At 71.0% G+C, this 13,797-nt stretch carries 11 protein-coding genes; 7 read left to right on the forward strand and 4 right to left on the reverse strand.

What is annotated here, in order from left to right:
• Positions 1 to 84: 84 nt before the first annotated feature.
• Positions 85 to 3,216, forward strand: coding sequence for an efflux RND transporter permease subunit (locus tag ACZ5NJ_RS32850; RefSeq protein ID WP_468769777.1), 3,132 nt, complete (start codon positions 85 to 87; stop codon positions 3,214 to 3,216).
• Positions 3,217 to 3,278: 62 nt separating this feature from the next.
• Here ACZ5NJ_RS32850 and nadA read toward each other — a convergent pair whose 3' ends face one another.
• On the reverse strand, positions 3,279 to 4,466 hold the full coding sequence (nadA, locus tag ACZ5NJ_RS32855) for a quinolinate synthase NadA (RefSeq protein WP_468769778.1): 1,188 nt from the start codon (positions 4,464 to 4,466) through the stop codon (positions 3,279 to 3,281).
• Between the two features lie 336 nt (positions 4,467 to 4,802).
• Between nadA and ACZ5NJ_RS32860 the strand changes: the two genes are divergently transcribed.
• Positions 4,803 to 5,159, forward strand: a complete 357-nt coding sequence (locus ACZ5NJ_RS32860) for a HesB/IscA family protein (RefSeq protein WP_030029080.1) — start codon at positions 4,803 to 4,805, stop codon at positions 5,157 to 5,159.
• A 75-nt stretch (positions 5,160 to 5,234) separates the two neighbouring features.
• Here ACZ5NJ_RS32860 and ACZ5NJ_RS32865 read toward each other — a convergent pair whose 3' ends face one another.
• A complete protein-coding gene (locus tag ACZ5NJ_RS32865; protein WP_468769780.1) occupies positions 5,235 to 6,704 on the reverse strand; it encodes a hypothetical protein in 1,470 nt (489 codons plus the stop codon).
• Positions 6,705 to 6,789: 85 nt separating this feature from the next.
• On the reverse strand, positions 6,790 to 7,005 hold the full coding sequence (locus ACZ5NJ_RS32870; RefSeq protein ID WP_468769781.1) for a hypothetical protein: 216 nt from the start codon (positions 7,003 to 7,005) through the stop codon (positions 6,790 to 6,792).
• Between the two features lie 215 nt (positions 7,006 to 7,220).
• On the opposite strand from ACZ5NJ_RS32870, the gene ACZ5NJ_RS32875 reads away from it, so the two are divergent.
• Both ACZ5NJ_RS32875 and ACZ5NJ_RS32880 read left to right on the forward strand, forming a co-directional pair.
• Positions 7,221 to 7,568 (forward strand): hypothetical protein, encoded by a 348-nt coding sequence (locus tag ACZ5NJ_RS32875; protein ID WP_468769783.1) that lies wholly within the window; start codon positions 7,221 to 7,223, stop codon positions 7,566 to 7,568.
• Positions 7,569 to 7,708: 140 nt separating this feature from the next.
• Positions 7,709 to 8,686, forward strand: a complete 978-nt coding sequence (locus tag ACZ5NJ_RS32880) for a carbohydrate kinase family protein (protein ID WP_468769784.1) — start codon at positions 7,709 to 7,711, stop codon at positions 8,684 to 8,686.
• A gap of 194 nt (positions 8,687 to 8,880) precedes the next feature.
• Here ACZ5NJ_RS32880 and ACZ5NJ_RS32885 read toward each other — a convergent pair whose 3' ends face one another.
• Positions 8,881 to 10,263 (reverse strand): aminotransferase class V-fold PLP-dependent enzyme, encoded by a 1,383-nt coding sequence (locus ACZ5NJ_RS32885; protein WP_468769786.1) that lies wholly within the window; start codon positions 10,261 to 10,263, stop codon positions 8,881 to 8,883.
• 350 nt (positions 10,264 to 10,613) lie between these two features.
• On the opposite strand from ACZ5NJ_RS32885, the gene ctaC reads away from it, so the two are divergent.
• From ctaC to ACZ5NJ_RS32900, 3 genes are read left to right on the forward strand one after another with little or no spacing between them, the layout of a single operon-like run.
• Entirely contained in the window at positions 10,614 to 11,588 is a 975-nt protein-coding gene (gene ctaC / locus ACZ5NJ_RS32890; protein ID WP_468769788.1) for an aa3-type cytochrome oxidase subunit II, read from the forward strand.
• Positions 11,585 to 13,312 carry an aa3-type cytochrome oxidase subunit I gene (gene ctaD, locus ACZ5NJ_RS32895; RefSeq protein WP_042813652.1) on the forward strand — a complete coding sequence of 576 codons (1,728 nt, stop codon included), beginning with the start codon at positions 11,585 to 11,587 and terminating at the stop codon, positions 13,310 to 13,312. Before ctaC ends, ctaD begins: the two co-directional genes overlap by 4 nt.
• Positions 13,309 to 13,707: a cytochrome c oxidase subunit 4 gene (locus ACZ5NJ_RS32900; RefSeq protein WP_344153779.1), complete on the forward strand. Its 399-nt coding sequence runs from the start codon at positions 13,309 to 13,311 to the stop codon at positions 13,705 to 13,707. The genes ctaD and ACZ5NJ_RS32900 overlap by 4 nt, the downstream gene beginning before the upstream one ends.
• Positions 13,708 to 13,797: the final 90 nt, after the last annotated feature.

Consider the following 13,797-nt stretch of genomic DNA (forward strand, 5'->3'; position numbering starts at 1 on the left):
GACCTGGGGCCGACGCAGCCGCGGCCCGGCGCGGGTGAGTCTGGAGGACCCTCGCCCACGTCACAGCAGAGAGATCCCACATCCATGTCCTGGCTGTCCCGCTTCAGCCTGGCCCAGAGAGCCCTGATCGGCCTCGTGTCGATCGTCGCACTGCTCTTCGGCGCCATAGCCATCCCGCAGCTCAAGCAGCAGCTGCTGCCGTCCATCGAACTGCCGATGGTCTCCGTGCTCGCGCCCTACCAGGGCGCCTCGCCCGACGTGGTCGAGAAGCAGGTCATCGAGCCCATCGAGAACACCCTCAAGGGCGTCGACGGCATCACCGGCATCACCTCCACCGCCAGCGAGGGCAACGCCCTCATCCGTGCCACCTTCGACTACGGCGACGAGGGCACCAAGCAGCTCGTCGCCGACGTCCAGCAGGCCGTCAACCGGGCCCGCGTCCGGCTGCCCGCCGAGGTGGACCCGCAGGTGGTGGCCGGCTCCACCGACGACATCCCGACCGTCGTCCTCGCCGTCACCTCGGACAAGGACCAGCAGGCCCTCGCCGACCAGCTGAACCGTTCCGTCGTGCCCGTCCTGGAAGACCTCGACGGCGTCGGCCGGGTCAGCGTCGAAGGCGTCCGCGACCTCCAGGTCACCGTCACCCCCGACAACGCCAAGCTCGCCGCCGCCGGCCTCGACGGAGCCGCCCTCGCCGAGGGCCTCAGGGCGGGTGGCGCGGCCGTCCCCGCCGGCTCCTTCGACGAGCAGGGCAAGAACCGCACCGTCCGCGTCGGCTCCGGCTACACCTCCCTCGCCCAGCTGGAGGACCTCCGGCTGACCGCGGGCCCCGGCAAGCCGGTCGTCCGGCTCGGCGACGTGGCCGCCGTCAAGCAGGAGCCGGCCAAGGCCGACTCGATCACCCGTACCAACGGCAAGCCGAGCCTCGCCCTCGTCCTCACCATGGACAAGGACGGCAGCGCCGTCGCCATCTCCGACGCCGTCAAGGACAAGCTGCCCGGGCTGCGCGCCCAGCTCGGCTCCGGCGCCGCGCTGACCGTCGTCAGCGACCAGGGTCCGGCCGTGGCCCGCTCCATCTCCGGCCTCACCACCGAGGGCCTCCTCGGTCTGGCCTTCGCCGTGATCGTGATCCTGCTCTTCCTCGCCTCGATCCGCTCGACGCTGGTCACCGCGGTGTCCATCCCGCTGTCCGTGGTCCTCGCCCTGATCGTGCTGTGGACCCGCGACCTGTCGCTCAACATGCTGACGCTGGGCGCGCTCACCATCGCCATCGGCCGGGTCGTCGACGACTCGATCGTGGTCCTGGAGAACATCAAGCGCCACCTCGGCTACGGCGAGGAGCGCGAGGCCGCGATCATCGCCGCCGTCAAGGAGGTGGCCGGCGCGGTCACCTCCTCCACCCTGACCACCGTCGCCGTCTTCCTGCCGATCGGCCTGGTCGGCGGCATGATCGGCGAGCTGTTCGGCTCCTTCTCGCTCACCGTGACCGCCTCCCTGCTGGCCTCGCTGCTGGTCTCCCTGACGGTGGTCCCGGTGCTCTCGTACTGGTTCCTGCGCGCCCCCAAGGGCACCTCCGAGGATCCGGAGAAGGCCCGCCGGGAGGCCGAGGAGAAGGAGGCGAAGAGCCGCCTCCAGCGCCTCTACGTGCGGGTCCTGGGCTTCGCCACCCGGCGCCGCCTGACCAGCATCGCCCTCGCGGTCGTGGTCCTGGTCGCCACCTTCGGGATGACCCCGCTGCTCAAGACCAACTTCTTCGACCAGGGCGCGCAGGACGTCCTGACGGTCAAGCAGGAACTGCCCGCCGGCACTTCCCTGGCCGCCACCGACGAGGCGAGCCGGAAGGTGGAGCAGGCCCTGGCCTCCGTCGAGGGCGTCAAGGACTACCAGGTCACCGTCGGTTCCTCCGGCTTCCTCGCGGCCTTCGGCGGCGGAACGGGCACCAACCAGGCCTCCTACCAGGTCACCCTGGACGACGCCAAGCACTCCGAGGCCGTCAAGCGGCGCATCCAGGACGCCCTCGGCAAGCTCCGGGGCATCGGCGACACGTCCCTCTCGGCGGGCGGCGGCTTCGGCGCCCAGAACCTGAGCGTGGTCGTCAAGGCCGGCGACGGCGCCGTCCTCGCCAAGGCCGCCGAGCAGGTCCGCGCCGAGGTCGCCACCCTCAAGGACGTCACCGACGTCCAGAGCGACCTCGCCCAGTCCGTGCCCCGGATCTCGGTCACCGCCACCCCCAAGACCGCCGAGGCGGGCCTCAACCAGGCCGCGCTCGGCGCGATCGTCGCCCAGGCCGTCCGCGGCAACCCGGCCGGCAAGGCCGTACTGGACGACACCGAGCGGGACATCGTCATCCGCTCCGCCCACCCGGCCACCACCCTGGCCGAACTCCAGGCCCTGCCCGTCGGCCCGGCCAGGCTCGGCGACATCGCCGAGGTCAAGGAGGTCCCCGGCCCCGTCGCGATGACCCGGATCGACGGCGCCCGCGCCGCCACCATCACCGCCAAGCCGGTCGGCGACAACACCGGCGCCGTCAGCACCGCCCTCCAGAGCAAGCTCAAGGCCCTGGACCTGCCCGAAGGGGCCACGGCCTCCATCGGCGGCGTCTCCCAGGACCAGGACGAGGCCTTCGGCTCGCTGGGCCTGGCGATGCTCGCCGCCATCGCGATCGTCTTCATGCTGCTGGTCGCGACCTTCCGCTCGCTGGTCCAGCCGCTGATCCTGCTGGTCTCCGTGCCCTTCGCCGCCACCGGCGCCCTCGGCCTGCTCATCGTCACCGGCACCCCCATGGGCGTCCCCGCGATGATCGGCATGCTGATGCTCATCGGCATCGTGGTCACCAACGCCATCGTCCTCATCGACCTGGTCAACCAGTACCGGGCGCAGGGCCTGGGCGTGGTCGAGGCGGTCGTCGAGGGCGGGCGGCACCGTCTGCGGCCCATCCTGATGACGGCCCTGGCGACGATCTTCGCGCTGCTGCCGATGGCGCTGGGCGTCACCGGCGAGGGCGGCTTCATCTCGCAGCCGCTCGCGGTGGTCGTGATCGGCGGCCTGGTCAGCTCCACCCTGCTGACTCTGCTGCTGGTCCCGACGCTCTACACGGCGATCGAGCTGCGCAAGGAGCGCCGCCGGGCCAGGCGCGAGGCCAAGCGCGAGGCCAAGCGCCAGGCCGGGCCGACGGTGGTCCCGGCCCCGTCGGACGAGGACCGGGTCACGGTCTGACCCCGTGAACGCCGAAGGGGCGCCCCCACCGGGGGGCGCCCCTTCGTGCGTGTGCGCTACGGCTACGGGAGGGCGAGCATGCGCTCCAGCGCGAGCTTGGCGAAGCTCTCCGTCTCCTTGTCGACCTGGATCTGGTTGACGAGGTTGCCCTCGGCCAGGGACTCCAGGGTCCACACCAGGTGGGGGAGGTCGATGCGGTTCATCGTCGAGCAGAAGCAGACCGTCTTGTCGAGGAAGACGACTTCCTTGTCCTCGGCGGCGAATCGGTTCGCCAGCCGCTTGACGAGGTTCAGCTCGGTGCCGATGGCCCACTTGGAGCCGGCCGGGGCCGCCTCCAGCGCCTTGATGATGTACTCCGTCGAACCGACGTAGTCCGCGGCCGCGACGACCTCGTGCTTGCACTCGGGGTGCACCAGCACGTTGACGCCCGGGATCCGCTCGCGCACGTCGTTGACCGAGTCCAGGCTGAAGCGGCCGTGGACCGAGCAGTGGCCGCGCCACAGGATCATCTTGGCGCCGCGCAGCTGCTCGGCGGTCAGCCCGCCGTTCGGCTTGTGCGGGTTGTAGAGCACGCAGTCGTCCAGGGACATGCCCATGTCGCGGACGGCGGTGTTGCGGCCCAGGTGCTGGTCCGGGAGGAAGAGGACCTTCTCGCCCTGCTCGAAGGCCCACTCCAGGGCCTTCTTCGCGTTGGACGAGGTACAGATCGTGCCGCCGTGCTTGCCGGTGAAGGCCTTGATGTCGGCGGAGGAGTTCATATACGAGACGGGCACGGTGGCGCCGGCGATCCCGGCCTCGGTCAGCACGTCCCAGCACTCGGCGACCTGCTCGGCGGTGGCCATGTCGGCCATCGAGCAGCCGGCCGCGAGGTCGGGCAGGACGACCTTCTGGGCGTCGGAGGTCAGGATGTCCGCGGACTCGGCCATGAAGTGCACACCGCAGAAGACGATGTACTCGGCCTCCGGCTTGGCGGCCGCGTCGCGGGCCAGCTTGAAGGAGTCGCCGGTGACGTCGGCGAACTCGATGACCTCGTCACGCTGGTAGTGGTGCCCGAGGATGAAGACCTTGTCCCCGAGCTTCTCCTTGGCCGCGCGGGCGCGTGCCACCAGGTCCGGGTCCGAGGGCGAGGGCAGGTCGCCGGGGCACTCCACGCCGCGCTCGCTCTTGGGGTCGGACTCGCGGCCGAGCAGCAGCAGGGCAAGGGGCGTCGGCTGGACGTCCAAGGGCTGGGCGGTGGTCACGACACGCACCCTTTCTGTTCTGCGACTAGGTGCCTTCCGAAGAGGGCTTCCGAAGGCGTCACTTCGACTTCTCGTCTATATGACGTTATCTATGGTAGCCGCTTCACGTCACTTTGACGATGGCGATAATGTCGATGTGACGCATTCGCCCGCTCCGGAGCGGCACACTCCAGTGGCCCTCCGAGAGAGGTCCACCGCTCCCCACGGGTGTGCGAGCATGAATATCTGAAACAAGGCGCCGGACCCGGAATGAAACCGCGGTCCCGCTGGTTGCCACCGACGGCAAGAGTCCGACGTTTCCCCAGCCGCCCGGCGGGGAGCCGCCCACTTCGGGAGTGAATGCAGATGTCCGTACAGGACGACAAGACCACCGTGAGCGACGGCATCCTCCTGTCCGACGCCGCCGCCGAGAAGGTCCGCACCCTGCTGGAGCAGGAAGGCCGCGATGACCTGGCGCTGCGCGTCGCCGTCCAGCCCGGCGGCTGCTCCGGCCTGCGCTACCAGCTCTTCTTCGACGAGCGCTCCCTCGACGGCGACGTCGTCAAGGACTTCGACGGCGTCAAGGTCGTCACCGACCGCATGAGCGCCCCCTACCTCGGCGGCGCCTCCATCGACTTCGTCGACACCATCGAGAAGCAGGGCTTCACGATCGACAACCCGAACGCCACCGGCTCCTGCGCCTGCGGCGACTCCTTCAGCTAAAGCCGGCTGAACGCGCACGACGAGGGCCCGGGCCCCGGTCGATCCGACCGGCGCCCGGGCCCTCGCCCGTTGCGCCTACTGGCGGGCCAGCGTCTTCCCGGTCGTCGCGTCGACCACCTTGCGCTCGCCCAGCGGCTGCTTCAGCTGCGCCGTGACGGACATCTCCTTCGCCAGCATGACGCAGGCCTGACCCGGCTTGTTCGGGGTGTCCGTGATCTTCACCAGGACCGAGCCGGCCTCCTCCCGCGCCTCCAGGGCGTACGTGCTGCACACCCCGCCCCAGAAGTTGACCGTCAGCGTCCGGTCGGCCTGCGCGTACGAGAACCCCGGCACGGTACGGCCCTGCGGGGGCACCGGCGCCGTGGAGCCGCCGTCCTCACGGGCCGCGGGCTGCACCACCGTGCGGCCCGGCTTGCCGTCCGTACCCGCCACGTCGAACAGCCAGGCCGGTACGAGGCCCCGCCCGCCGTCGACCGTCCCCGCGACCAGGCCGAACACGGCCCCCTTCACGCTCTCCGTCCGCGGCGGCTTCATCGGGCGCGGCTCCGGGTTGCAGGGCAGGGTGTCCGTGGCCCCCGTCGCCGTGTCCGGGGTCAGCGGCACCGAGGTCGCGCAGCCGCTGGGGCCGGGGCCGGGGCCGGTGCCGTCACCGCCGCCCTTGCTCGCGGCGTTGAGCCGGTCCAGGGCCTCGGCGGCGCCGACCACGGGCTGCTCCGCCCCGCGGGCCGGGGCCTTCAGCTCCCCGCTGCCCGCCACCGCCCGGCCGTCCGCCCCGACGCTGATCCGGCTGGACCAACCCTGCGTGGGCAGGCCGCCCACCACCGGGTCGGCGACCACCACCCGGACCGAACCCGTCACCAGACGGGCGTCCACCTTCGCGTCGCCCTGCCCGGCCGCCGCCAGCACCGGCGCCGCGGCCTCCTTCGCGGCCTGCTCGGAGACCGGCGTGCCGGAACCCGCGTCCGCCGGCGCGGCCGGCTTCGCCGCACCCGTCCCCTCGGGGAGCGTGGCGGGGCCGCAGGTGTCCTTACCGCGCACACAGTCGTCGCCCGCGCCACTGCCCTGGTAGCGGGAGAAGCTCCAGGTGCCGGGGGCCTTGCGGGTGACGCTCAGCCGGGGCCCGGAGCCGTCGCCGGATTCGCCGGCCAGCCACTGCTCACCGCTGAGGCGGGGCGCGCCGGAGATCCCGAGGGCCTGCGCGAGCCGGGCCACCTCCTCCGAGGTGACCTCCCCGGACGCGGCGAAGGAGGGCGCGGACGCCGGGGCCTGGGGGAGCGGCCCGTCCGCCCGGTAGGTGACCCCGCCGCCGTTCGGGTCCGGCTCCCCGGGGGCGATGCCCGGCCGCGAGGGGGTCCCGGCGGCGCGCGGGGCGACCGCCGCGGTGTCCTCCGTACGGCCGCGGCCGCCCGAGGCGTCGCCGTACGCCGTCGACGCCCAGTAGGCCGTACCGCCGCCGGCCAGCAGGACGGCTGCCGCGATGGAGCCGATGGCCCAGGCCGGCCGCCGTCGTGTGGCGCGTGATGTATCGGGTCGTTCGCTGGTCACCGCTCGCTCCTTCGCGTGTCCCGCCGTACGTGATGCGGGTGTGACGCGCGGACCGCGCAACCGGTTCCCCCCTCTTTTCCTTCCCCTACTCCCCGTACTCCGCGGTGGCGGCGATCAGCCGGGCGGAGGCCGGCGGGACGCTGACCCCGTGGATCTGCGAGGGCGCCACCCGCACCGGCGAGGGCTCCGGGGGGACCGCCCAGTGCGGGGCCATGCGGGCGCAGTCGCCCAGCAGCCGGGCGAAGCCGGGGCGCGCGTCGGCGGTGTACTCGGTGTAACCGAAACCATCGGTAGAGGTCATGGAGGCACGGTAGGCACGGCCGGTCGGGCGAAGGAAGTCCTACTACGGGGTAGTTTCGGCGGGTCGGCCGAGGTGTGGGATCCGGCCGGTGGCCCGAACGGGTGGAGGCCCGGGACGCGCGGGGGAGCGCGGCCGGACGGATCGTTTCGCCACCCTCCGCCCCTCCTAGGGTCGGGCCCGTACCACCCTTGACCATCCAGGGAACGGATACCCCCATGAAGCTGCGCAGCACCCTGGGCGCCTGCCTCGGCGCCCTCACCCTCGTCCTGTCGATGACCGGCTCGGCCCAGGCGGCCGAGGGATACTTCCACTACAAGTACGTCGACGGCTGGGGCCAGGAGCAGGTCGTCACGCTGCACGACCCGGCGAACGGCCACTGCATCAACCTCTACGCCGTCGGCGACGACGACGAGGTGCCCGGTTACGGCCCGCACAACCAGACCGACACTCCGGTGACCGTCTACCTCGGCGCGGGCTGCCAGGGCGCCAGCTGGCGGCTGAAGGCCAAGGGCAACCCGGCCAAGGACACCCTGGAGGTCCGCTCCGTCCGCTTCGGGGAGTAAAGGGGACGGGGCCGCTCCGGAACCCCGGGGGCGGACAACCGGCCAGGCCGGTGCGCGGTGATCCGGCCGATGGTGACCGGCATCGCGGGGAACGGTAACTTTGACTGTCCCCCGCCGTCATCAGCAGGAGCATCCACGCCGTGCGCATCGCAGTCACCGGCTCCATCGCCACCGACCACCTCATGACCTTCCCGGGCCGCTTCGCCGACCAGTTCGTCGCCGACCAGCTCCACACGGTCTCCCTCTCCTTCCTCGTCGACAACCTCGACGTGCGGCGGGGCGGCGTCGGCCCGAACATCTGCTTCGGCATGGGCCAGCTCGGCAGCCGCCCGATCCTGGTCGGCGCGGCCGGCTCGGACTTCGACGAGTACCGCGCCTGGCTGGACCGGCACGGGGTGGACACGGCCTCCGTGCGGATCTCCGAGGTGCTGCACACCGCGCGCTTCGTCTGCACCACGGACGCCGACCACAACCAGATCGGCTCCTTCTACACCGGCGCGATGAGCGAGGCCCGGCAGATCGAGCTGAAGGCCGTCGCCGACCGGGTGGGCGGACTGGACCTGGTCCTCATCGGCGCCGACGACCCCGAGGCGATGCTGCGCCACACGGAGGAGTGCCGCACCCGCGGGATCCCCTTCGCCGCGGACTTCTCGCAGCAGATCGCCCGCATGGACGGCGACAACATCCGCACCCTGATGGAGGGCGCGACGTACCTGTTCTCGAACGAGTACGAGAAGGGCCTCATCGAGACGAAGTCCGGCTGGACGGACGAGGAGATCCTCGCCAAGGTCGGCACCCGCGTCACCACGCTGGGCGCGAAGGGCGTGCGGATCGAGCGGGTCGGCGAGGAGCCGATCCTGGTCGGCTGCCCGGAGGAGACGGCGAAGGTCGACCCGACCGGCGTCGGCGACGCGTTCCGGGCCGGGTTCCTGACGGGTCTGGGCTGGGGCGTCGGCCTGGAGCGGGCGGCGCAGGTCGGCTGCATGCTGGCCACGCTGGTCATCGAGACCCTGGGCACCCAGGAGTACACGCTGGCCCGCGCGCACTTCATGGAGCGCTTCACGAAGGCCTACGGCGACGAAGCCGCCGCCGAGGTCCGCGCCCACCTGGAGGCGTAGCCGCCGCCTTCGCCCGCGGCTGGATTTCGCGCAGCGGAATTCCAGCCCGCGCGGCGATTGAGCGCACCGGGCGCGGAGCGCACGGAACGGGGTCCGGGGCCGGCCCCGGAATACGGCGAAAGGGCGGGGCGGGGAGAAGGCTCCGCGCAGCGGACCCCCGGCCCCGCCCCCGGCCCGCCCCGCAGGCGACCCCGTCAGACCGCGCGGCGGACCCGGTAGGCCGCGCCGACGGGGCGCGGGGTCTCCCCCAGGTAGACGTGCCCCCGCATCCCGCACCACGCCGGGATGTCCAGCCGCGCGACCTCGTCGTCCGACAGGACCGTCACCGTCCCGCCGACCGGCACCGTCCCGATCGCCCGGGCCAGCTCGATCACCGGCTGCGGACAGCGCAGCCCGAGGGCGTCGACCTCCACCGACTCCGCCACCGGCGCGGCGGCGGCCGAGGGGTCCGGGACGCCGAGCTCCGCCCGCACCCCGGCCACCGCCCTCGGCAGCACCTCCAGGAAGCCGTTGACCTCCTCCGCCGTGGTGCCCCGCGGCAGCGACACCCGTACGTTGCCCTCCGACAGCACCCCCATCGCCCGCAGCACGTGACTCGGGGTCAGGGTGGAGCTGGTGCACGAGGAGCCCGAGGAGACCGACCAGCCCGCGCGGTCCAGCTCGTGCAGCAGGGTCTCGCCGTCGACGTACAGGCAGGAGAACGTCACCAGGTGCGGCAGCCGCCGGTCCGCGTGGCCGACCACCTCGACGTCCGGCACCAGCCGGGCCACCCGCCGCCGGATCCGGTCCACCAGCACCCGCAGCCGCGCCGCCTCCGCGTCCGCCTCGGCCCGTACCGCCCGCAGGGAGGCCGCCGCCGCCACCACGGCCGGAAGGTTGCCGAAGCCGGGGGAGCGGCCCGACTCCCGTTCGTCGGCGGGGCCTTGGGGGGCGAAGCGGACCCCCTTGCGGACGGCCAGCAGGCCGACTCCGGGCGGGCCGCCCCACTTGTGGGCGCTGGCCGTCAGCACCGACCAGCCGCCCTCCACCGGACCCCAGCCCAACGACTGCGCCGCGTCCACCAGCAGCGGCACCCCCGCCGCCGCGCAGACCTCGGCCACCTCGGCCACCGGCTGGACGGTGCCCACCTCGTGGTTGGCCGACTGGAGGCACGCCACAGCGGTGGCGGAGGTGAGGGAGGAGGCGTAACCGGCGGGGGAGACCGCTCCGAAGCGGTCCACCGGAACCTCCGTCACCGTGCCCCCCGCGGCCGAGTGCGTCTGCGCCGCGTGCAGGACGGAGCTGTGCTCCACCGCCGACACCACCAGATGGCCGCCGACCCGCCGGCGCCCGGCGAGGGCCCCCGCGACGCCCGCGTGAACCGCGTGCGTCCCCGAAGGAGTGAACACGAGCTCGTCGGGGCGACATCCGACCGCCTCGGCCGCGGCCTCCCGCGCCGCGTCCAGCAGCAGCCGGGCCCGCCGCCCCTCCCGGTACAGCCGGGCCGGATCCGCCCAGCCCTCGTCCAGTGCGGCCAGCAGCGCCTGCCGGGCCACGGGGTGCAGCGGGGCGGCGGACGCGGTGTCGAAGTACGGCATCCGGCCACCGTAAGGCAGGGGCGGCGGGGGCACGGCGGTTGAGGGGGCGGGCGTCCGGCCGGACGGGCCCCGACGTGGCGAGCGGCCCAGGTCACGCCGGGGTTCAGGGGTCGTCAGATGCCGTCCGGAGCCCGCCGTTCAGGGCCGGACGGCCCGTCCCCCGTACGGCGGATCCATCCCTTCGGGGGCAGTAGCGGCGCGTTGGGCACCCTCCCCGCGCGGCCTCAAATAGCGTCCAGTAGGGTTTGGTCCGCATAAACATCCAAACCCCTGCCTGCGTCAGGGCCGGCGACCGACCCGAACACGGCCGCGGCCGGCCGCGCGGGCCGAGACTCTCGGGAAGGCGCTACGTGAGTCCCTACGGCTCCGACCGCTCGCCGCGGCGCCCGATGCGGCGGAAGCTGCTGCAGGCGCTGACTGCGGGCGTGGTCCTGGCGACCGCCACTGGTTGCTCGTACAACTGGAAAAGCTTCCCCCGCCTCGGTATGCCCTACCCGGCCACGGAGGAGGCGCCTCGCATCCTCTCCCTGTGGCAGGGATCCTGGGCCGCCGCTCTCATCACGGGCATCCTGGTCTGGGGCCTGATCATGTGGAGCGTCATCTTCCACCGGCGCAGCCGGACGAAGATCGAGGTCCCCGCGCAGACCCGGTACAACATGCCCATCGAGGCGCTGTACACCGTGGTCCCGCTCATCATCGTCTCGGTGCTCTTCTACTTCACCGCGCGTGATGAGTCGAAGCTCCTCACCCTCTCCGAAAAGCCGGCTCACACCATCAACGTGATCGGCTTCCAGTGGAGCTGGGGCTTCAACTACGTCGAGAACGTCGACGGCGACGCCGCGACCCCGAAGGCGGGTGTGGTTCCCAAGGAGCTCGCCTCCCTGCCGGACCGCTTCACCAAGGACTTCCCCGCGGGCGCCGAGGGCGTCTACGAGAAGGGCGTCCCCGGCGACCGGAACGCGGACACGAACAACCCGGGGCCGACCCTCTACCTGCCCAAGGGCGAGAAGGTCCGCTTCATCCTGTCGTCGAACGACGTCATCCACTCCTTCTGGGTGGTGCCCTTCCTGTTCAAGCAGGACGTCATCCCCGGTCACACCAATGTCTTCGAGGTCACCCCGAACCAGGAAGGCACCTTCGTGGGCAAGTGTGCCGAGCTCTGCGGTGTCGACCACTCCCGCATGCTCTTCAACGTGAAGGTCGTCTCCCCCGCGGAGTACAAGGCCCACCTGAAGCAGCTGGCGGAGAAGGGTCAGACCGGCTTCCTGCCGGCCGGCATCAAGCAGACTGACCCCGCCCGGAACGCGGAAGTGAACAAACTGTGAGCATCCTCAACGAATCCCAGGGTGCCGCCGCCGACTCGTATGAAAACGAGCTGCCGGTGCGGCGCAAGCAGCCGGGCAACGTGGTCGTCAAGTGGCTCACCACCACCGACCACAAGACCATCGGCACGATGTACCTGGTCACCTCGTTCGTGTTCTTCCTGATCGGCGGCATCCTGGCGCTCTTCATGCGCGCCGAGCTGGCCCGTCCGGGCACGCAGATCATGTCGAACGAGCAGTTCAACCAGGCGTTCACCATGCATGGCACGATCATGCTGCTGATGTTCGCGACCCCGCTGTTCGCCGGTTTCGCCAACTGGATCATGCCGCTGCAGATCGGCGCGCCCGACGTGGCGTTCCCGCGGCTGAACATGTTCGCGTACTGGCTGTACCTCTTCGGTTCGACCATCGCGGTCGCCGGCTTCGTCACCCCCTCGGGTGCGGCCGACTTCGGCTGGTTCGCCTACTCCCCGCTGTCGGACGCCGTCCGCTCGCCGGGCATCGGCGCCGACATGTGGATCATGGGTCTGGCCTTCTCCGGCTTCGGTACGATCCTGGGCTCGGTCAACTTCATCACCACGATCATCTGCATGCGCGCTCCGGGCATGACGATGTTCCGCATGCCGATCTTCACCTGGAACGTCCTGCTGACCGGTGTCCTGGTCCTGCTGGCCTTCCCGGTCCTGGCCGCCGCGCTCTTCGCGCTGGAGGCCGACCGCAAGTTCGGTGCGCACGTCTTCGACGCGGCCAACGGCGGCGCCTTGCTGTGGCAACACCTCTTCTGGTTCTTCGGGCACCCAGAGGTGTACATCATCGCGCTACCGTTCTTCGGCATCGTCTCCGAGATCATCCCGGTGTTCTCCCGCAAGCCCATGTTCGGCTACATCGGTCTGATCGCCGCGACGATCGCGATCGCCGGCCTCTCGGTGACCGTGTGGGCGCACCACATGTACGTCACCGGCGGTGTGCTGCTGCCGTTCTTCTCCTTCATGACCTTCCTGATCGCGGTCCCGACCGGTGTGAAGTTCTTCAACTGGATCGGCACCATGTGGAAGGGCTCGCTGTCCTTCGAGACCCCGATGCTCTGGACGATCGGCTTCCTGGTCACCTTCACCTTCGGTGGTCTGACCGGCGTCATCCTGGCCTCGCCCCCGATGGACTTCCACGTCTCCGACTCGTACTTCGTCGTCGCGCACTTCCACTACGTCGTCTTCGGCACCGTGGTGTTCGCGATGTTCGCCGGCTTCCACTTCTGGTGGCCGAAGTTCACGGGCAAGATGCTGGACGAGCGCCTCGGCAAGATCACCTTCTGGACGCTGTTCATCGGCTTCCACGGCACCTTCCTGGTGCAGCACTGGCTGGGCGCCGAGGGCATGCCGCGTCGTTACGCGGACTACCTCGCCGCCGACGGCTTCACCACGCTGAACACGATCTCGACGATCAGCTCCTTCGTCCTCGGCCTCTCCTTCCTGCCGTTCATGTACAACGTCTGGAAGACCGCCAAGTACGGCAAGAAGATCGAGGTCGACGACCCGTGGGGCTACGGCCGTTCGCTGGAGTGGGCGACCTCCTGCCCGCCGCCGCGGCACAACTTCCTCACCCTGCCGCGCATCCGCAGTGAATCGCCGGCGTTCGACCTGCACCACCCGGAGATCGCGGCCCTCGACCACCTCGAGGACCACGCCCCGGCGAAGGCCGTCACCGGTGGCAAGGAGGCCGGCAAGTGAAGATCCAGGGCAAGATGTTCCTCTGGCTCTCCGTCTTCATCCTGATCATGACCGTCGTCTACGGCGTCTGGTCGAAGGAGCCGGTCGGAACCACCGCTCTCGCGCTGGCCTTCGGCCTGAGCGCCATGATCGGCTACTACCTGGCCTTCACGGCCCGGCGCGTGGACGAGATGGCTCAGGACAACCTGGAGGCCGACGTCGCCGACGAGGCGGGCGAGCTGGGGTTCTTCGCCCCGCACAGCTGGCAGCCGCTCTCGCTGGGCATCGGCGGCGCGCTCGCGTTCATGGGCGTCATCTTCGGGTGGTGGCTCATGTACTTCTCGGCCCCGATCATCCTGATCGGCCTGTGGGGCTGGGTGTACGAGTACTACCGCGGTGAGAACCAGAACCAGTAGGCGGTAGCGGTACGAGCCGCACGAGCAGTACAGAGGGGCCCGGACACCTTTTCGGAGGAGTCCGGGCCCCTCGTTTGCAGGCACCCCGCG

The sequence above is a fragment of the Streptomyces sp. NPDC032091 genome (assembly GCF_055580265.1).

What these genes read in the sequence shown, in the direction of transcription:
- ACZ5NJ_RS32850 (WP_468769777.1), top strand. Translation starts at nt 85, where the DNA reads ATGTCCTGGCTGTCCCGCTTCAGCCTGGCCCAGAGAGCCCTGATCGGC.
- ACZ5NJ_RS32860 (WP_030029080.1), top strand. Translation starts at nt 4,803, where the DNA reads ATGTCCGTACAGGACGACAAGACCACCGTGAGCGACGGCATCCTCCTG.
- ACZ5NJ_RS32870 (WP_468769781.1), bottom strand. Translation starts at nt 7,005, where the DNA reads ATGACCTCTACCGATGGTTTCGGTTACACCGAGTACACCGCCGACGCG.
- ACZ5NJ_RS32875 (WP_468769783.1), top strand. Translation starts at nt 7,221, where the DNA reads ATGAAGCTGCGCAGCACCCTGGGCGCCTGCCTCGGCGCCCTCACCCTC.
- ACZ5NJ_RS32885 (WP_468769786.1), bottom strand. Translation starts at nt 10,263, where the DNA reads ATGCCGTACTTCGACACCGCGTCCGCCGCCCCGCTGCACCCCGTGGCC.